Below are 18,978 nucleotides of genomic sequence, written 5' to 3' on the forward strand. Positions count from 1 at the left end.
TTACGCAAATAGGACCCCGTCATGAATCGCCGCTTGTTGTGCATCGCCGCGCTGCTTGGAGTTTTCTTGGCAACGCGTGCGGCCGACGCCCACTTCCCGTGGTTGGTTGTCGATGACGCCGGAAAAGCCAACTTCTACTTTGGCGAAACGCTCGCCGAGCGGGCGTATAAACTTCCCGCTTCCTTGGAAGCTGCTGAAGTTCAAACCATCGCTGCGGACAATCCAGCCAAAAAACTAGCACTGGCGAAAGTCGAAACGGATGACTTCATCGGCTTGAAGTCGACGGACGCCGTGGATCGCAACTCGACTCTCACGTCGAGCGTCACTTTCGGCATCTATCAGGGAGCACGGCTCAACTACTACACGATCCACCAAGGTGGCAAGCTGCCAACCGAGCGCGAATCACTGCCGAAATTGCCGCTCGATCTGCAAGCTCGCGTTGTCTCCACCGATAAAGGCGCCGACGTTTTTGTTCTTTGGCAAGGTAAACCATTCGCCGACCAGGAAGTCCAATTGTTTGACTCCAAAGGCAAATTGAAGGGTAAGGTCAGCACCAATAACGATGGAAAAGCATCGTTCTCCAGCGAACAGCTGTCGTCTGGACTCAACGGCCTGATGCTTGGCCATACTGTCAAAGGTGAAAAGGGAGACTTCAATGGCAAAGCCTATGAGTCGGCCGCTCACTACCTGACAGTAACGTTTCATGCGGCCTCGAAGTAGAAAGACGGCTGGCGCGCCGCTAATCAACCATAGGCGGCGTGACGCGGAGGTAGCAGAGCTCAGCGTACTGTCGCTCAAAACTCGGCGGCAACGTGTGCCGCCCCCACCGCCAATCGCTGCCGGGGAATTTCACCAAGCTGACCTCTGAGTCGCACCAAGCTACACAGCGGCCACTCGCCAGTCCATCAGCGCCACGCGGTTGCACGAGCACTTCGAGTCGCACTTGGGCCGGCCCTTGCGCTGCCGCCACCAGCACCGTCAGTTCGACGGCCCAGATTCCCTGCTGCTCCAAGAGCCAGGCCCGTATGCCGTCGCTTTCGAACACCTGACGAAAATCATCCCCAGCCATCTACCGCTCCCTCCGATCCGCCTGCATAGCTTCTCTTCTTGAGGAAGTGCGGGCAGATTTTTTTCTGCGGGTTCCAACTTTTCTTGCGCCAGCCGTCGAAGTTCATGCGTCGGGCATTGGCCGATTGAGCTTGCATTGCCTGCGCCAGTTCAGGTATACCCCGCCGGTCATCCGGTTATTGCGCCTCGAAACCTGCCATCACTAAAGGCACTACCGATGTCCACTACGACATCTGCGCCGGTACCTTCTCCGTCCGGCGCCGGCTGGCGTTCTTGGGGATTCGCCGTTCTGCAATTCGCGACTCGACGTCGCATGGCGTTTACGACGGCTATCTTTGCAGTGGTGCTCGGCTGCAATCTGATGATCTGGCGAACACGGCCTTGCAATCTGATCGATTGGACTCAGGAAGCCACGATCCTCGGCGAAGCGCTGCTGCTATCGGGACTACTGCTCCGTGCGTGGGCCGCGGGCACTCTAAAGAAGCGCCAACAAATCATCACCACCGGGCCGTATCGTTACGTACGGAATCCACTCTACATCGGCTCGTTTCTGCTCATGCTCGGTTTCAGTATCCTGCTCCGCGACTGGCTAGCGATAGGAATGGTGCTCGGCCCGATACTCGCGATGTATCTCAACAAAGTACGCCAGGAAGAAAAATATCTGGCCCATCACTTTGCCGAGGAATGGCAGGCCTACGCGCGCAGCACTCCTCGCTTCATTCCGGATGTATTTGCCCGGCCTTCACTGAGCGGCTTTTCGCTCCACCAATGGGCCCGCAACCATGAGTACCAAGCACTAGTCGCGTCGATCGCCGGACTGCTGCTGCTCTTCGCCTGGCAACGAGCTTAGCAGCGATCACCGCCGCGCATAAAAAAGACGGACCAAATGGTCCGTCTTGCCGGCACAGCCTTAGCTGTTCAAATTCTTCAGCGCCCCAGTGCTGTCGCCCAGGAATGGCAGGCGAACATCCATTCGCTCGAGCATCGACAGCCAAAGGTTGTTGAGCGGCGTTTCGTTCTGATACTTGATGTGGCGACCGGTCTGAATGGTGCCGCCACCACGGCCCGCCAGCAGGATCGGCAGGTTGTCGTGATTGTGGGCGTTGCCGTCGCTGTTGCCGCTGCCGTAGGCAATCTGGCAGTTGTCGAGCAGCGTACCGCCACCTTCCGGAATCGACTTCAACTTCTTCAGCAGGTAGGCGAGTTGCGTGGTGTGGAAGGTATTGATGTCGCGAATCTTTTCTTTCTTCTTCGCGTCGTTGCCGTGGTGCGAAAGATCGTGGTGGCCTTCCGACACGCCCACGAACGGATACGGCTTGTTGCTCCCTTCGTTGGCGACCACCATCGTGCAGACGCGGGTCACATCGGTCTGGAACGCAATCACCATCAGGTCGTACATCAGGCGAATGTGCTCCTGGTAATCCTTGGGCACACCAGCGGGAAGTTCCATTTCCGGCGCCTTTACTTCTGGCAATGAAGCGGCACGGGCGATGCGCTGTTCGATGTCGCGCACGGCAGTGAAGTATTCATCGAGCTTGCGAACATCGCTGCCGCTCAACTTGCCGTGCAGATCCTTCGCATCTTCACGGACGAAATCGAGCACGCTCTTTCGCTTGCGGTCGCGCTCGACCCGTTCCTTGGCCGGCGTGGTTGTAAACATCCGCTCGAAGAGCAGCTTCGGATTGATTTCCTTCGGCAGCGGTTGCGTCGCCGATTTCCAAGCCATCGTTGAAGAATAGACGCAGCTGTAACCGGAGTCGCAGTTGCCGGCCATCGCGCCGGCCTCGCAACCCATTTCGATGGAGGCCAGCCGAGTTTGATCGCCGACTCGCGAGGCAGCGACCTGATCGACCGAGACGCCGGCGCGAATGTCCGTGCCGTCGGTCTTGCGCGGTTGAGCGCCGGTAAGGAACGCGCCGAGTGCGCGAGCATGATCGCCGCCACCATCGCCGTGCGGACGCGCCTTGTCGGCAGTCAGGCCGGTCATCACGTTGAAGTCGTAACGAACTTCTTCGAGCGGCTTCAAAATGTGCGGCAGTTCGTAACTGGTCCCTTCGGTCGTCGGCGTCCAGTCGGCCATGTTCTTGCCGTTCGGCACGTAGATAAACGCCATCCGAACCGGAGCCGTGCTCCCTTTCGCGCCGGCATCGGCAGCCCACGCAGTTACCGGGCCCATCGCTTCGAGCCACGGCAAGGCGAGCGAGACACCGAGGCCACGCAACAGTGTGCGGCGAGAAATCAGGTTCGAGTTGGCAGCATGCGTCACGGGGTGGGATCCTTTCCTCGACGGTTACGGAAGGGGTCGCTTTTGGCGATTTCGATAATCAGGCGGGAGAACTTGTAATCGTCGGCTGCAGTTGCGGCGACGATCTTCTGCACGGTGGGACGGTCGTAGTATTCCAGGCCGCGGCCCAGACCATACGTTAATAGTTTCTCTGACAAGTTGCGGGCAAACAACTCTTTTTTGCCCTGAATGATCTTTTTCAGCTCGGCTGGCCCGGTGAAGGCCTGCCCATCCGGCAGGGTGCCCGCCGGGTCGATCTTTTCCTTGCCGTCTTCATTCCGAAAACGGCCGATGGCGTCGAAGTTCTCAAACGCAAAACCGATCGGGTCCATCTTGGCGTGACAGTTTGCGCAGGCCGGATTGGCCATGTGCTGGGCCATCCGCTCGCGCAGCGTGCCCGTCAACTCGGCACCTTCCTTCAGCTCCGGCACGTTTGGCGGAGGAGGAGGTGGCGGTGTGCCGAGGATTTGTTCGAGAACCCAACGACCACGCTTCACGGGCGACGTGCGGGTGGGATTCGAAGTGACCGTCAAAATGCTCGCCATCGTCAGCAACCCGCCGCGCAAATCGTTACGATCCGATTCGGTTGCCAGTTGCACCCGCTCAAACTTTTCGCGATCGATCTGCCGACCGCGCGGACGTTTCTTTTCCGTCGCCCAGGTCGTGCCGGTCACATCGAGAATGCCGTAATGGCGAGCTAAGTCGAAATTCAAGAAGGTGAAGTCGGCCGAGATCAAATCGAGAATGCTGCGGTCCTCTTGCACGATGGCCAGGAAGAAGAGCTCCGTTTCCTTGAGCATCGCCTGCCGCAGGCCGTCGTTCCACTCTTTAAACATCGCCTTGTCGGGCGCATGGGCCGACAAGCGGCCGAGCTGCAGCCATTGCACGGCGAAGTTCTTGTAGAGCGAAACAGATTTCGGATCCTTCAACATCCGCCGAACTTGCGCATCGAGATTGCTCGTCAATTCGTTTTTCGCAGCGAGCGCCGTGAGTTCGTCATCCGGCATCGAACTCCAGAGGAAATACGACAGTCGCGAAGCCAGTTGAAACTCACTGATTGCCCGCGGCTCGTCCGTTTGCGGCCGATCGTCGAGCTCCAGCCGGAACAAAAACTTTGGCGACACCAGAACCGCCTGCATGGCGAGCTGCATCGCGGCTTCCCACTTGTCACCATCCGCGATCGCCTGCTCGGCGAGTGTGCATACGCGATCGACTTCTTCCTTCGTCGCCGGCCGACGATACGCCTTGGAAACGAATCGTTGTAAAACTTCGCGCGACTGTTCGGCTTGTGGCTTGCTCGTATCGCAAGCGAGCAGCTTTCGTTGTGTCGCGGGCCGCGTGTCTTTCGGACCGGTGAGGGCAAAATGCTCGACGTGCAGTTTTTGCAGAGGTTCACTTTCAGGAACTTTTAACAGACCCACGGCAATGCGGCTCATGCCCGCAGGCATGGTGAACTCGACTTCGAGATTCTGAGCCTTTTTCTCTTCGCGGGCTTCGACCGTCAGCACTTTCAGCACCTTGAACTTGCTGGAGGTGAGGAACTGCGTGGAACCCGCGATCTTATCGGCCGCTTCTGGCGCGTCGCCCCCTTCGAGACTGCTGCCAACTGCGATCACCGCGATTTGCACCGGCTCGCTACCCTCGGTCGTGGCATGGGCGCGAACGCGAAAGGTGTACTCACCTTCCGGCAGGTTCGAATATTGATTGTGCAGCGGTCCGGTGAATTGCGGCGGGTCTCCCGCCTTCGGCGAGATGTCGCGAATCTTTTTCTGCGGCACGTTGCCACCGGCCGGCTCCAGATACTGCCCACCCTGCCAGCGCGACGGCGACTTCGGCGGATCAACGATGATGGCCCGCTGCATGATGCTTTCCGCCGCGGCCAGATAGCGCTCCATGAGCACCGGCGACAACGTCAGCACGTCGCCGATGTTATCAAAGCCATGGCCCACATCATCCGAGGGGAAATCCTCTGCGGGATTAAAATCGACGCCGACGAGATCGCGAATCGTGTAGTTGTATTCGGTGCGATTCAACCGCCGAACCGTCACGCGACCCGGATCGGGTTTCGCGTTTTGATCGGCCTTCAAAAAGACAGACTTCACCGCCGCGAGGAAGGCAGTTGTCTCGCTTGCGTTGGGCTGCGGCTTATCTTTGGGCGGCATTTCGCCGGCCTCGACCATATCGACGACGCTTTCCCAAACCTTGCGTCCCTTGATGATGTCGAGCTCGTTCTTGAACTTGTGCAGCGCGACGTCGGCCTTGGCTTCTTTCTCGCCATGGCACTTCAGGCAGTTTTTCTCCGCGTAAGCGAAGAGGTCCTTCGCCAAGTCAGGCGCCTTCTCTTGCGCAGCAACGATTCCCATCGAGAGAAAAAAGGAAGCCAGCGCGCAGTAAACAGCAAAACGCATGCGACTCACCAACAGGCGTGAAAAAGCGGGCGGGACCGGAGCAGGAGCTACCGGTAGCTTTCATGATAGCTGTTGGTAACGGGAAAGAGAAGTTCGCTGCAAGTGGTACCAGCACCAATTGGCGTGTTAGCCACCGGCTTCAGTCGGTGGCCACGTAGAGAAGAGCGCCTGGCTATATTGCCACCGACTAAAGTCAGTGGCTAAGGATAAGTGATGGAATAAGCTGCTCAGAAATTACTTCAAACTCACGCTCATCAAAAACTCCGCATTGCTCTTCGTCTTTGCGAGCTTTTGCGTGAGCATGTCCATTGCATCGGGCGGGTTTTGATCGGCGAGGACTCGACGCATCAGGCTGACCCGTTTGTATTCCTCGGGGTCCATCAAAATTTCTTCGCGGCGGGTGCCGCTCTTGTTGATGTCGATGGCCGGCCAGATCCGCTTGTCGACCAGTTTGCGGTCGAGGTGGATTTCGAGATTGCCAGTGCCTTTGAACTCTTCAAAGATCACGTCGTCCATCTTGCTACCGGTTTCGACGAGCGCCGTGGCGATGATCGTCAGCGAGCCACCTTCTTCGACCTTGCGAGCCGAACCGAAGAAGCGTTTGGGCTGTTGCAACGCATTGGCGTCGAGACCGCCGGTGAGCAGCTTGCCGGACTGCACGCATTCACTATTCCAGGCTCGGGCCAGCCGCGTGATCGAGTCCAAGAAGATGATGACATCAATGCCGCACTCGACCAACCGCTTGGCTTTTTCCAAAACCATGTGCGCGACTTGTACGTGACGGGCGCTGGCTTCGTCGAACGTGCTGCTAACGACTTCGCAGTTGCGGCCTTTCACTTGCCGCTCCATATCGGTGACTTCTTCCGGTCGTTCGTCGACAAGTAGCATCATGACGTAGGCATCGGGAAAGTTCTTCAGCACCGCCTTGGCCATGCGCTGCATCAAGATCGTCTTGCCGGCGCGCGGTGGGCTGACGATGAGTCCGCGTTGACCAAAGCCGATCGGCGTGACGAGGTCGACCACGCGTGTGCAAACATCTTCGGCGTCATGCTCCATCACAATCCGCTGATCGGGATGCAACGGAGTGAGATCATCGAATGTCACCCGGCCCGAAGCTAGACTCGGATCCTGAAAATTGATCGCTTCGACGCGCAGCAGCGCGAAGTAGCGTTCGTTTTCTTTGGGCGGCCGAATCTGGCCCGCGACGGTGCAACCGGTTCGCAAGCCAAAGCGGCGGATCTGGCTGGGCGAGACGTAGATATCGTCTGGGCACGACAGATAGTGGTAATCAGGGCTGCGGAGAAACCCGAAACCATCGGGCAGAATTTCGAGCGTCCCTTCGCCATACATCAAGCCGCTTTGCTTGACCCGCTCCTTGAGAATGCGAAAGATCAAATCCTGCCGCCGGACGCCGGCCACTTCTTCGAGCTTTTCTTTGCGAGCTTCTTCCATCAGCTCGCTCATCGTCATCTTCTGCAGATCGGCGATTTGAAAGCCGCTCTTCTTCAGTTCTTCATATCGCTCCTCCGTGCCGGCCTCTTCCCGGTGATGAGCCATCATGTCGGCCAGTTCTTCGGCCATCGACAACGGCTCGCCCTCCTGCTCGATCTCGCGCAGGCGTTGGACGTGCTTAGGAAGATTCGGATTGCCCGGCGAATTGGGAGCACCGTCGCGGGGAGGACCAGAATCGGAACGAGACGAATCGGACCGACGATCGCGGTCGCGACGGAAGTTTTTGAACGTGGCCATACCTGGCGCTCCTGATGAGCGAATGCTATGTGCGCGCGAATGGCGCTGGGGTGGGAAAGCGGGCTTTCGATCCTTCTGCGAGGCGAAAGTGCAATCGCGCCGAATGAACATCCGGCCGAAAGGCCAACGCACCGCAAGTGTGCATGTCTCACAGGCGGGGAAAGTTGCCCGTGATGTTCCGTAAACGAGGAGTTAGTGAGCAGACTCCGCCATTATGTTCCGCCGCGTGGGCTGGGGAAAGGGCGGAAATCAAAAATGTCAGGTAGGAGCTAAAATGACACCGCAGCGTCAGGTGACATGAATCGACGCTGCTGTTGCTGAAAGAGATCAACCAACGTCGATTAGCAGCCGCCGTGGGCCGCCCGTTCACAGGCCGAAATCTTGTCGACGCGCGTGGCATGGCGACCACCGTCGAAGGTCGCTTCCAGCCAGGCTTTGACCAGCGTCGGAAATTCCTTGATCTGCTCTTCCGAGAGAGCGAGCACGTTCACGTTGTTGTGCTGCACGCACAGCCGAGCGACTTTTTCATTCGGCACGATCGTCGACCGCACGCCGGGAAACTTGTTCGCCGTGACTGCCATGCCCACGCCGCTGCCGCAAACGAGAATGCCGCGGTCGACTTCACCACGCGAGACTTTGCCCGCAACAACGGCAGCATAGTCCGGATAGTCGACGCTGCCGGCCTCGTTGGGCCCTTCGTCGGCAACTTCGTGCCCCCAGCTTCGTAGCAGCGGCACGAGTTCACTCTTGAGGGGCACGCCGCGATGATCACTACCAACGGACAAACGCATTTCAATGCCTTTTGATGTAGGGTGGGCCTCACGGAGTACCGTTCGCCCCACCGTACGAAGAATTACTGTTCCAGATCCAACGTCGCCACCCACTCGGCCAGATATGCGTCGATCTGATCGGCGCACTTGCGATACAAGTCGGCTGGCCCGCCGATGGGATCGGCGACGTCACCGCGATTGCGGCTGAGGACAAAGGTCCGCGGCGCCGCATCAGGCCAATGATTGACGATGGCTTCGCGATGGCCGCGGGTCATGGTGATAATCAGATCGGCATAGCGGACCAGTCGATCGCTCAGGGGTTGGCTTTCGTGCTGCGAAAGATCGAGGCCGCGCTCATTCATGATCGCGATGGCTTCGGTCGCAGCGCGTCCACCAGGTGCTGCAGCGATACCGGCCGAGAGCACCAGCACGCCATGGTCTTCCAGCTTATCGGGCATTCTGCCGAGCTTCTCCGCCAGTCGCTTGCGGAGCAGTACTTCTGCCATGGGACTGCGGCAGGTGTTGCCGGTGCATACCACCACAACCATCCAACTCGCCATCCGTTTTAGATTGGCTTCGGTAAACATGCCGCTGCGAACCACCTTCAATTGATTTCCCTCGATGCGCACCAGCGACGATCGTTGTCCGAATCGGCTTCGACCTTCGTCGATCAGCAAATCGACTTGCGAGCCGAGTCGCTCTAGCGCTTCTTTGCCGGTGATCGTATCGGGATCGTCAGGCCGGCGCGCGCCGCACATCACGAGCGGTCCAGCGACGAGCCGCAACACTCCCAGCAATAGATCATGCGCGGGAACTCGCATCCGGATCCGTTTTTCCGGCGCGACGAGTGTTTGCACTTCTTGCGGCAAACGTTGAATAACACTCTCGATTTGGGCGTCTTCCACTTCCAGCGTCACCGGCCCCGGCCAGCATCGGCGGGCCAGGCGTAAACCGAGCGGCGGCATTTGCGGCGCGAAATCGAGCGCGTCGTCAGTGCTGCGAATCGCCAGCGTCAGTGGCTCGTTAGCCGGCATCTTGCGGATGGCGGCAAGTCGCTGCACTGCCATTGGATTAAGGGCGCTAGCCGCGAGGATATAGACCGTCTCCGATGGAAACGCGACAAGTTTCCCTTCGACGAGCGCTTGCACCGCGCGATGCACCACATCGCGTGGGTCGTCGGTCTGTTTGACATCAATGACGAGAGGAGCCGGCATTTCGTCCCAAGTATTTCGACCAATGGCCTGAGTGCGAAAGACGTAATTTCTTATTCTATGCGGGGTTGCGCGACGTGGCAAGGATGCAGGTCTTTCGAACGGTGGACCAGCATGACTTTAAACTCTGCATTTTATTCCGCAAATTCTCTCCTACTTCTCCCGTTCGCCAGGCACTTACCCCGAAAGGCGTGATGCAGCGACTTCCGCCTCGCCGATGAAAGAAAGGCATCGGATACTCTGCGCCGTCGGGCAAGCTAGCGAACTCATGCGAGCTTGCTTGTTGGTAGCAGAATACCCGGCAAGGGAATGCCGGAACGATGCAACTTCGGGGAATGAAATGATTGCAGGCGGAGGGAGCCGTATGAATCGTGTAACGCCCATGTTGGGCGGACTCTTCTTGATGTTGGCCATGTGCCTTAGCGCGGCCGCCCAACAACCAGGGCCGGTCCCGGGCAATGTGCCCCTGGCGCCTGCGGTGGAAGCTCCTGCCAAGGTTCCGAAGAATCTGCTGCAAACATTTTACGACGGTGGGCCGCTGATGTATCCCATCGCGCTCTGCTCGTTTCTCGTCGTCATGTTCACGTGTGAACGGATTATTACGCTGCGCCGGAGCCGGGTCATTCCTCGCGACTTCGTCACGCGTATTTTCGAACAGATCCGCGAAGGACAACTCGATCGCGAAGATGCAATTGCACTCTGCGAAAAAAACGGCAGTCCCGTGGCCATCGTGCTCGCTGGTGGCCTCAAAAAATGGGGCCGCCCAGCCGTTGAAGTAGAACAAGCTATCCTCGACTCGGGTGAACGAGTTTGCAATCAGCTCCGCAAATATCTGCGACTGTTCAACGGCGTGTCGCAAGTCGCGCCGCTATTTGGATTGCTCGGCACCGTGATGGGCATGATCTCATCGTTCCAAGGCATTTCTGGTTCGGCTGCCGCGGGTCAACGCGAATTGATGGCGGGCGGCATCGCTGAGGCGCTGATCACGACGGCCTCGGGCATGTTCGTAGCAATTCCCGCACTGTTGGCTTATCTCCACTTTCTCAGCCGAGTTGACTATCTGGTCACGGAGATCGACTCCGTTGGCCAGCGCCTAGTCGATTTGATTTCCGCCGACGGCTTGGAACGCGCCGCTCGCGAACGGGCGCCCAAGAAGAAAGCTGCGTAGCAGCGCCAGGTAGCCCGACGCACAAGCGAGGAAGAAGCGGGTACACACCCGCAGCCGGAGATCGATCATGCCTTTGAAAATGAACAACGACGAGCTGCCGATGATCAATCTTACGCCGATGATTGACATCGTTTTTCAGCTCATCATTTTCTTTATGGTGAGTGCCCAAATATCGGAGTCGGACAAGCAGGTCGACGTCAAGGTTCCTTCCTCGAATCAAACAAGTTCGCTGCCGAGCGCCACTTCGAAAAACGTTGTGCACGTTCATCGCGACGGCCAGCTGACGTTGAACAACAAGCCGGTGACGATCGATGGGCTCACGGCCCAACTGAAACAACTTCGCACCACCACTGTCGACATGAACGTGATCGTCCGCGGCGATGCCGACGGCCCGTTGCAGAACGTCGCCGTTGCTCTGGCCGCCTGTCGCGCCGCCGGCGTGTCCGATGTCGGCATCGCGGTTCGTCCTGCTGACCAAGGAGCAAACCGCCGGTGAGCTTTGGGTGCCATTCCATCCTCGGTGCAATCGGGCCGGACTACACCTTGCAATGGGTGTTGTTCGCGGGGCTCTCGATTTGGACCGTGCTCCTCATGATCCTCATGTGGACCCGCTGGGGGCAGGCTCGACCGCTCGTCAAATGCATCGCGCTGTCGTTCTTCGCCCACATGCTCCTATTTCTGTTCATGTGGGGCACGCGCGTTTTGAATTCGCTGCCGCCGGGCGAATCGTTGACGGGCACCACGCACGTGCGGCTGATCGATGAACCTGGCAATAGCGATCACTTCGCCGGCCCTGACGGCAGCGAAGGAGTCCTGCCTGGCGATTCCGTGGAAAAGCCGATCACCGCGCCCGATCTCTTGCCCGCGCCGCCGCCCGAAGAAACCAAGCCGGCTGTCGAAGCGGTCGCTCAAAACGAGCCGCTGGCTCCCGCGCCAATGCCGGAGCAAGGTGCAGCGCCAGTTGAACCGCCGCTCCCCATGGATCCGTCCATGGAAGCCACGCCGCCGGAAAACCAGCTGCGACAATCGCCCGATCAGCTAGCCGGCAATCAACTCCGCGAACAACCGCTGCCCGGCGCTGGAACAAACGAAACGGCTGCGAATACGCCGCGGTTCCTCGAAGATCCGCTCAACCCGGCTCGGCAACACATGCCTGTTTCGCAACCGGCTGCCATTCCCCGCCGTGCTGCCGATGGCGAAGCCATCGCGCCGCAGTTGCAATTGCGCATGCGATCTGATCGCTTCGAACGGGCCCGCCAATTCGGCGCAACCCCAGACACCGAGCGTTCGGTTCAGCTCGCTCTCAAGTGGCTTGTCGCCAATCAAAACGCCGATGGTCGGTGGATCGCAGCTGCCCACGGCGCGGGTAAAGAAACTCGCGCACTTGGGCAGGATCGTCAGGGCGCCGGCCAAAAAGCCGACATGGGCATCACCGGTCTGGCGCTCCTCGCCTTTCTCGCTTCGGGCCAGACGCATCTCGAGGGCGAGCATCGCGAGACCATTCAGCATGGCCTCGAGTTTCTCCTCGCCAACCAGGCCGAGGACGGCAATCTCTCGGGTGAAGCGGAACTATTTGCGCGGATGTACTGCCATGGCATCTGCAGCCTCGCACTTTCCGAAGCCTACGCGCTCACGGGCGATCGGCGTTTGCACGAACCGGCTCGCCGCGCGGTGCAATACACTATCTCGGCGCAACACGTCGGCGGCGGCTGGCGGTATCAGCCGCACGACGCCGGCGATCTCAGCCAGTTCGGCTGGCAGCTGATGTCTCTCAAATCCGCTGAAATGGCTGGTATGCGCGTGCCCGACGAAACCCGCGTTCGCATGATCCGCTTTCTGCGCAGCGTGACAGGGGGCCGTTACAAAGGCCTGGCCAGTTACCGCCCCGGCGAACAAGTCACTCGGCCGATGACTGCCGAAGCGCTCGCCTGCCGTTACTTTCTCGATGCCGAAAACAGTCCTGAAACCATCGAAGAAGCCGCCACCTTCATCAGCCAAGAATTGCCCCGCGGCGACCGCGTGAATCTTTACTATTGGTACTACGGAACGCTCGGACTGTTTCAAAAACATGATGCCGACTGGGTGCGCTGGAACAACGCCATGCAAGCCGCCCTGCTACCGAAGCAACGGGGCGACGATCAGTACCTCGGCAGCTGGGACCCCGATCAGGTTTGGGGCGGCTACGGTGGCCGCGTTTACAGCACGAGCCTCGCTTGCCTCTGCCTCGAAGCCTATTATCGCTACCTGCCGGTGTACGCCGATCCCGTGGGCAGCGACCGTTGGACCGAAGTGCCGGGCCAACCTGCTCGGCCTCGGTAGTGCTCGGCGAATCACTAGGCGAGCTTCCAGATTTGAATCATCCCGGCGATGTCTGCCGCAGCAATCATTTGCTGATCGGGTGAAATGGAAACTGCGGAGAGCCAATCTTTGAACTGACCACCGCGCGAACTGCCCAGCGCTGCGACTTCTTTGCCGTCGCTGACTTGCGTAATGCGGACCGTGGTATCGCGCCCCGTGCTGACGAGCAGCTGGCTATCGGCTGAGAATTTACAATCAGTCACGCCGTATTGGTGCCCCGAGATCTCACGCAGAACCTTGCCGCTCTCGACTTCGACGATATGCACTTTGCCTTTGTCATTTTCGCCCCCTTGGCCCGCAGCCATCAGCTTGCCATCGGGTGAGAATTCAAGGCAAACGAGGCCGTTCGAAAAGAACTTGCGCCAGGTCTGGGCCGCATCGTAGCTGGTCTTCGCCGTATCGATTTTCGGCAGCTGGATCTTGGCCACGTCGTGCTTCAGTTCGCCGGTGCTGACATCATTAATCTTGAGAGCCGCGGCGGGAATATCGAAGTCGTCGCGCTTGTAACTGAACTCACTTACGCCGGCGAGCTGACCATCGGGGGACAAAGCAGCCGCTTGAATCCAGTTCCAGGCAAAACCTTTCCAACGAGTGATCTCTTTCGCGGTCGCTGCATCCCAAGTAATCACGGCTGACTGTCCGTCACCGCTGATGAACCGCCGTTCGTCATCACTCATTCCTAGCGACATGACCCAATCTTTGTGCGCGTCGAGCACCGTCGCTGCCGTCATCGTTTCGATCGTCACGCCGGGAGCGGTGAGCAACTCGGGCTTCTTTTCACGCTTGGCTTTGCTGCGGCGAGCATCCATATCAAGAATGGCATCGGCTTGGCCGGCGGACGCTTCGAGCGGTTTCCAAAAGCGAATGCTGTGATCAAGACTCGCCGAAATGAGCAACTTGCCGTCGCGCGTGGCTCGCAACTGTGTAACGCCATTCGTATGACCATCGAGTCGGCGCGATGGAGAATGATTCGGCGCTTTGCGCTCACTGTTTTTTTCGGCTTCAAACTTTTCCGGCGGTTGCTCCGGCAGATCCCAGACAAACATCTGGCCGTCTTGGTTCGCCGCGGCCAGCTTGCGACCAGAACCGAGAAACGCAACCGCGCTCGGCCAATTGCCTTCGAAGGTGAGTTGCCAGAGAAGTTTCGGGTTGTCGATTTTCATCTTTGTCTTTCTCGCACCTGCAACTCGCCGCTTCGGATCAAGAGAGAAGGTCACTCACCACCTTGGACCCAAACGGCGCGAGCGGAATCGGTCTTACGCCGGTGTAATTCTCAATCTTCGGATCAATTCCGAGGGCTTTGTAAATCGTGGCGAAGAAGTCCCCTTCGGTCACAGGATTGTCCTTCACATCGTGCCCTTCCTCGTCGGTCGAGCCGTACACGAGACCACCCTTCACGCCGCAACCGGCCAGCGCTGTCGACCAGGCGCGAACGTAGTGGTCGCGACCCGCGCGGTTGTTGATGCTCGGAGTCCGGCCGATTTCACCCGCCCAGACAATCAGTGTGTCATCGAACAATCCACGCTGCTTCAGATCGGTGATGAGCCCTGCCCAGGCATGTTCCATAGGCGGTAGCAGTCCCTTGTGACCAGTGAAATTGTCGCCGTGCGTGTCGTAGCTGCTTTGGCCCACTTCGACAAACGGCACACCGGCTTCCACCAATCGGCGAGCGAGCAACATGCGCCGGCCCATCGCACTGTCGCCATACAGCTCGCGATATTTTTCCCACTCGGTGTCGATCTTGAAGACGTCTTTCACCGCGCCGAGGCGGCGGGCCGCTTCGTACGATTCGCGGTGCATCTTGGCCACTTCCGACTTGTGATTGGCCGCGAATTGATCTTCGAGAAACTGCCGCACTTCATGCCGTCGCAACTCTTTATCGGGCGCCATCCCCGAACCTGAGAACGTCGGCAGCTGTCCATCAGGACTGAGAGCAAACGATTGATAACGCGGCCCGAGAAAACCCGCGCCGGCATCGCCATGACCAAATATCTTGATAAAGTTTGGCAGATCGGTCTGTTCTTGGCCTTGATACTTGGCCACGATCGCACCCATCTCCGGAAAGCGGACGTTCGGCGTCGGCGCATAGCCCGTATGCATCAAATAAATGCCGCCGGGGTGATCGACCTGGCTGGTTCGCATCGAACGGATGACGGCGATGTTGTCCATCTGCTGCGACATCTTGGGCATCAGCTCACAAACCTGCGTCCCGGCGACGTTTGTCGAGATGGGCCGGAATGGCCCGCCGGTCGGCCGCCCGACTTTCATGTCGAACGTTTCAAATTGGCTGCAGCCACCATTCATGAACAGATAAATGCAGTGCTTCTTCGCTTTGGCGACTTCGGCTCCGAGCGCTGTCTGTGTCAGTCCACCCCAATTCATCACCACGCCGCCGCCGGCCACGCCGAGGGCCCCCTTCATCAGCGCGCGACGCGACATATGTTCTGCGGGAGTGCATTGTCCGAACATGGCTTGTCCTCCGTATTTCACAACCCGCGGCGTCAGCCTAGGGTTTGGCGAGGGCGGGTAGATCCGTCAAAGTCAACTCAATGATTGAATCGAAACTCACTGCAAGTAATCAGTGACCAAACCAAATCACGGCGAATGTCTTCCGTTTTTTCACCACTCGCCATCAGCGGCTCGAAACGTTCGCGCTCGGCAGCTGACGGGAGTCGACTCAGCGTTTGCAAAAACAGCCGATCGATTTTCTCGTTCGCCGCTTTTTCTTTGTCGCTAAGGGTTGCAAACAATCCACCGGCCGCCGTTGAAAATAGGCTACTCAGTTGGCCATTGTTCAAATACAAGTGCTCCGCCAGACCACCCTGAAAATCACCAGTGCCGTTCGTCGGCGTGCCGAAGTAGCGCACGACATAATCGCGAGTGAGAGGATGGAAACGGCTTTTGTCTTTTTCCTTATCTTTGCTCGATTCCTCATACCCAGTTGCCAATCGCCAACTCTCGGCGAGTTCTTCGGCCGATAGCGGCCGCGTTCGGCCATGCTGAAACCACAACGGAAACGCCTCGCCGTTGCTGCCTGCGCTCGACAGCTGATAGGTATTGCTATTGAGAAACTCGCGCGTCAGCGCTTTCAGATCGAACTGATGCGCGACCAGCCAACCGGTGAGCGTCTCGAGTAGCGCCGGATGACTCGGGGCATTTGCAGGGCTCAGATTGTCGACGGGATGCACAATGCCGCGGCCGAAGTACTGGCCCCAAATCCGATTGGCGATTGCGCGGGCAAAGTACGGATTGTCGGCCTTCGTAATCCAATCAACGAGCTGATCGCGCCGCGAAAAACTCGGCGTCGGCGGCAACTTATTCCCCTCGACTTTCGGCTCCTTGAAACCATCCGGCAGCGCCGGCTCGGCGAGCGCATCGCCATGCAAAAACTTCGGCTTGATCGGCTCACCCTTCTTCCCCGGCGCCTGGTCCTTGGCCGGGCCGGTAAAAAGAACTTCGCCGGTCATCTTCTCGCCGACAGCGTACAGTGTGAGGTTGTCCTTTTTGCCGACCTCGGCGACTGTCAGACGAGCGAAAAACGCTGCCATGCCGAAAAAGTCGGTCTGCTTCCAATCGTCAAACGGATGATCGTGGCAGCGGGCGCATTGCAACTGCACGCCGAGGAATGTTTGCGTCACTTTCTCATTCAGATCCTCCGGCTGATTGCGATATTGCACGTAATACATCGCCGGACCTTGCTCGACCGAGTTCCCCTCGGCCCGCAGCAATTGCTTGATCATCTTGTCATAAGGTGCGTTCGCCGCGAACTGATTTTTCAGCCAACCTTGAATCCCCTCGCGCCGCTCGGTGCCAAAACCTGGTGGATTGCGGCCGAACAGGATTAAATCCCACAGATCAGCTTGATGGAGCGCGTACCGCGGCGAGTCGAGCAACTTATCGATCAGCTTCTGCCGCTTGTCGCTGCTTTCATCCTTCAAAAACTCTGCCGCTTCGGCATACGTGGGAATCACACCGGTCAGATCGAGGTAAACCCGCCGCAAAAATTCCGCGTCGCTGGTCCGTTGCGTTGGCGTAACCGATTGCTTCAGCCAAGCCGCCGAGATCTCCGAATCGATGATCTCGCGAAGGACCTTCTCCTCGGCCTTTGCCTGGTCGCAGTAGGAGAGCACGCCCACAAGGGCAATTGCGAGCAGCCGGTGGAAGGAGAGATTCATAGCAACCTCGGCGGGAACACACTGACCGCTCGCAAGGTGATTCGGCGGGGTGCAAGCGACATTGGTACTATCGGCAAGCGGCCACGCGGAAGCAAGCGATTTGACGCTATGACAGGCGGATTGTATATGTGTAAATGAATCAACCTCCCATCGTCGAGCCGATGATCCAGCATGGCCAAACGCTCCGCCAAATCTGACGCCAAACTTTTGTCCTTCACTCCGCCGCCGAGCAGCGACATGCCGCGGCTTGATCGGCCGTTGTCTCTCTCGGCGCAGGTCGAACGCTTGCTCCGCCAATCGATCGCCGAAGGAAGGTTCGCCGGCGGCAAATTGCCGACAGAAATCGAACTGGCCGAACAACTGGGCGTGAGTCGCGAAACGGTGCGTCTCGCCGCGGAAGTGCTGCAGCGCGAAGGACTACTCGTAAAAATCCGCCGCAAGGGAACCTTCACGCGCGAACAGCCGAGGACAATGCAGCTGCGCGGACCAGAATCAACGGTCCTGGCATTTCTGCAAGCGACTTATCCCGGTTCGCTTGGCGCGGAAGAAGCAGTCACCTCCGAGATCAACGCGCTGATGCTGCACGGCGCTGTCGCCGAAGCAGGCACTGCAGGCTGGGAACTGCTGGTACGTGAAGCAGCCAGCGAGCAGATGCGGCCCGCGTTCGAGCGACTGAAACAAAAGGTCGTTCTTAGCGGCATCATCTTCGCCTCCTTCGGTGAGGAAAAACTGCTCCGGCGCGTGATGGGACTCGGCATTCCGATCGTGCTGCTCGATCACGTGGCTCATCTGCCGCAGATCAGTTCCGTGGGTGAAGACTCGACCGGTGCAGCGCGAACTGCCGTGCAACATTTGGTCGAGTTGGGGCATCGGCGCATCGCCATTGCTTATTGGCGGCGGACCGATCTCAATCCCTGGCGACTCGAAGGTTATCGCACCGGCCTGCGCGACGCCGGCATTGCCCGTAAACGCTCCTGGGAAATCCCCGCCGAACTCACTGAGCGAGGCGCGAAGCTCGTCGTCAAACAATTTCTCGATCTGTCGCCCCGGCCCACTGCAATCTACTGCTTCAATAACACGCTGGCCCACCGCATCATCACCGCCTTCCGCGCGCAATCGATTCGCATCCCCGAAGACATCAGTGTGCTCGGCGGCGGCGGCGAAGAAGTCGGCGATCTAACCTGCCATCAAGCTGACTGGCAACAGATGGGTCGGCAGGCTGTGCAGTTGCTGATGAGTCGTGTCGATTCGCCTAGCGCGAAAGAACCAGAGCAGTTGCTGTTTCCACATCAACTGCGGGCAGGGACCACAACTGGCCGAGCAGAGGCGTGAACATTCAAGTGCCGTAGATCAACGTTGGAGCATCGATCACCGCTGCCGCAATAACCAGAAAGGTTGCCAGCACCCCAAGCAGACCATTCACGAGCGCCCGTCTGCTTTCTGCTGCCGCGAGAAAGATCGATCCGTGCGTGAGAAAGATCACCACACGCGCGAAGGCGATCAGAACTACCAAAAATGCAACTATGAGCAACAGCCCTTCCGCCTTAAGGAGTGGACTGCCGACGTAAGCTTCGTGATCGCCAAGCTGTGAGCGATGCAGCGCAGCAAACAGCAACAAGAGCAGTGGTTCCCCCAGCAGAAACATCTCCAAAGGCCAATCTCGCCACGAAAAATTGGACTGATCTGGCTGGTCTTCCCCGGCCGGTGATTCGTAGGGGTTCGGCTGCATGTGATAATCAATTCAGGGGCGAGCCGCAGGAAAACCAGTTGCTCGAGAACGCCGCAAT

General features: G+C 58.5%; 16 protein-coding genes. 6 read left to right on the forward strand and 10 right to left on the reverse strand.

Features of this window, described 5'->3' with window-relative positions; translation table 11 throughout:
• The first annotated feature begins 21 nt into the window (after nucleotides 1-21).
• Nucleotides 22-720, forward strand: coding sequence for a hypothetical protein (locus M9Q49_RS10980; protein ID WP_254508787.1), 699 nt, complete (start codon nucleotides 22-24; stop codon nucleotides 718-720).
• A gap of 19 nt (nucleotides 721-739) precedes the next feature.
• Here the strand turns inward: M9Q49_RS10980 and M9Q49_RS10985 are convergent, their stop codons facing one another.
• On the reverse strand, nucleotides 740-1,069 hold the full coding sequence (locus M9Q49_RS10985; protein WP_254508788.1) for a hypothetical protein: 330 nt from the start codon (nucleotides 1,067-1,069) through the stop codon (nucleotides 740-742).
• 312 nt (nucleotides 1,070-1,381) lie between these two features.
• Here M9Q49_RS10985 and M9Q49_RS10990 point away from each other — a divergent pair, with 312 nt between their 5' ends.
• The gene (locus M9Q49_RS10990) at nucleotides 1,382-1,918 is read left to right on the forward strand and encodes a methyltransferase family protein (RefSeq protein WP_254508789.1); all 537 of its coding nucleotides are present in this window, start codon (nucleotides 1,382-1,384) and stop codon (nucleotides 1,916-1,918) included.
• A gap of 60 nt (nucleotides 1,919-1,978) precedes the next feature.
• Here the strand turns inward: M9Q49_RS10990 and M9Q49_RS10995 are convergent, their stop codons facing one another.
• The 5 genes from M9Q49_RS10995 to M9Q49_RS11015 all read right to left on the reverse strand — a co-directional run bounded on the left by M9Q49_RS10995 (nucleotide 1,979) and on the right by M9Q49_RS11015 (nucleotide 9,493).
• Nucleotides 1,979-3,334, reverse strand: a complete 1,356-nt coding sequence (locus tag M9Q49_RS10995; protein ID WP_254508790.1) for a DUF1552 domain-containing protein — start codon at nucleotides 3,332-3,334, stop codon at nucleotides 1,979-1,981.
• Nucleotides 3,331-5,760, reverse strand: coding sequence for a DUF1592 domain-containing protein (locus M9Q49_RS11000; protein WP_254508791.1), 2,430 nt, complete (start codon nucleotides 5,758-5,760; stop codon nucleotides 3,331-3,333). The genes M9Q49_RS10995 and M9Q49_RS11000 overlap by 4 nt, the downstream gene beginning before the upstream one ends.
• Before the next feature lie 234 nt (nucleotides 5,761-5,994).
• Nucleotides 5,995-7,509 (reverse strand): transcription termination factor Rho, encoded by a 1,515-nt coding sequence (rho, locus tag M9Q49_RS11005; protein ID WP_261365046.1) that lies wholly within the window; start codon nucleotides 7,507-7,509, stop codon nucleotides 5,995-5,997.
• A gap of 341 nt (nucleotides 7,510-7,850) precedes the next feature.
• Entirely contained in the window at nucleotides 7,851-8,300 is a 450-nt protein-coding gene (rpiB, locus tag M9Q49_RS11010; protein ID WP_254508792.1) for a ribose 5-phosphate isomerase B, read from the reverse strand.
• Between the two features lie 62 nt (nucleotides 8,301-8,362).
• Nucleotides 8,363-9,493 carry a Sua5/YciO/YrdC/YwlC family protein gene (locus M9Q49_RS11015; protein WP_254508793.1) on the reverse strand — a complete coding sequence of 377 codons (1,131 nt, stop codon included), beginning with the start codon at nucleotides 9,491-9,493 and terminating at the stop codon, nucleotides 8,363-8,365.
• Nucleotides 9,494-9,854: 361 nt separating this feature from the next.
• Here M9Q49_RS11015 and M9Q49_RS11020 point away from each other — a divergent pair, with 361 nt between their 5' ends.
• From M9Q49_RS11020 to M9Q49_RS35730, 3 genes are all read left to right on the forward strand, one after another.
• A complete protein-coding gene (locus M9Q49_RS11020) occupies nucleotides 9,855-10,658 on the forward strand; it encodes a MotA/TolQ/ExbB proton channel family protein (protein ID WP_254508794.1) in 804 nt (267 codons plus the stop codon).
• Nucleotides 10,659-10,725: 67 nt separating this feature from the next.
• A complete protein-coding gene (locus M9Q49_RS11025) occupies nucleotides 10,726-11,154 on the forward strand; it encodes an ExbD/TolR family protein (protein WP_254508795.1) in 429 nt (142 codons plus the stop codon).
• The gene (locus tag M9Q49_RS35730) at nucleotides 11,151-12,977 is read left to right on the forward strand and encodes a hypothetical protein (RefSeq protein ID WP_254508796.1); all 1,827 of its coding nucleotides are present in this window, start codon (nucleotides 11,151-11,153) and stop codon (nucleotides 12,975-12,977) included. The genes M9Q49_RS11025 and M9Q49_RS35730 overlap by 4 nt, the downstream gene beginning before the upstream one ends.
• 14 nt (nucleotides 12,978-12,991) lie before the next feature.
• On the opposite strand, the gene M9Q49_RS11035 is transcribed toward M9Q49_RS35730, so the two are convergent.
• The 3 genes from M9Q49_RS11035 to M9Q49_RS11045 form a co-directional block, all read right to left on the reverse strand.
• Nucleotides 12,992-14,179, reverse strand: coding sequence for a WD40 repeat domain-containing protein (locus M9Q49_RS11035; RefSeq protein WP_254508797.1), 1,188 nt, complete (start codon nucleotides 14,177-14,179; stop codon nucleotides 12,992-12,994).
• Between the two features lie 37 nt (nucleotides 14,180-14,216).
• Nucleotides 14,217-15,485: a DUF1501 domain-containing protein gene (locus M9Q49_RS11040; RefSeq protein ID WP_254508798.1), complete on the reverse strand. Its 1,269-nt coding sequence runs from the start codon at nucleotides 15,483-15,485 to the stop codon at nucleotides 14,217-14,219.
• A 77-nt stretch (nucleotides 15,486-15,562) separates the two neighbouring features.
• Nucleotides 15,563-17,191, reverse strand: a complete 1,629-nt coding sequence (locus M9Q49_RS11045) for a DUF1549 domain-containing protein (protein ID WP_254508799.1) — start codon at nucleotides 17,189-17,191, stop codon at nucleotides 15,563-15,565.
• Nucleotides 17,192-17,362: 171 nt separating this feature from the next.
• Between M9Q49_RS11045 and M9Q49_RS11050 the strand changes: the two genes are divergently transcribed.
• The gene (locus M9Q49_RS11050) at nucleotides 17,363-18,523 is read left to right on the forward strand and encodes a GntR family transcriptional regulator (RefSeq protein WP_254508800.1); all 1,161 of its coding nucleotides are present in this window, start codon (nucleotides 17,363-17,365) and stop codon (nucleotides 18,521-18,523) included.
• Between the two features lie 4 nt (nucleotides 18,524-18,527).
• Here M9Q49_RS11050 and M9Q49_RS11055 read toward each other — a convergent pair whose 3' ends face one another.
• Entirely contained in the window at nucleotides 18,528-18,920 is a 393-nt protein-coding gene (locus M9Q49_RS11055) for a hypothetical protein (RefSeq protein ID WP_254508801.1), read from the reverse strand.
• Nucleotides 18,921-18,978 lie beyond the last annotated feature (58 nt).

Source organism: Anatilimnocola floriformis (genome assembly GCF_024256385.1).
GTDB lineage: Bacteria > Planctomycetota > Planctomycetia > Pirellulales > Pirellulaceae > Anatilimnocola > Anatilimnocola floriformis.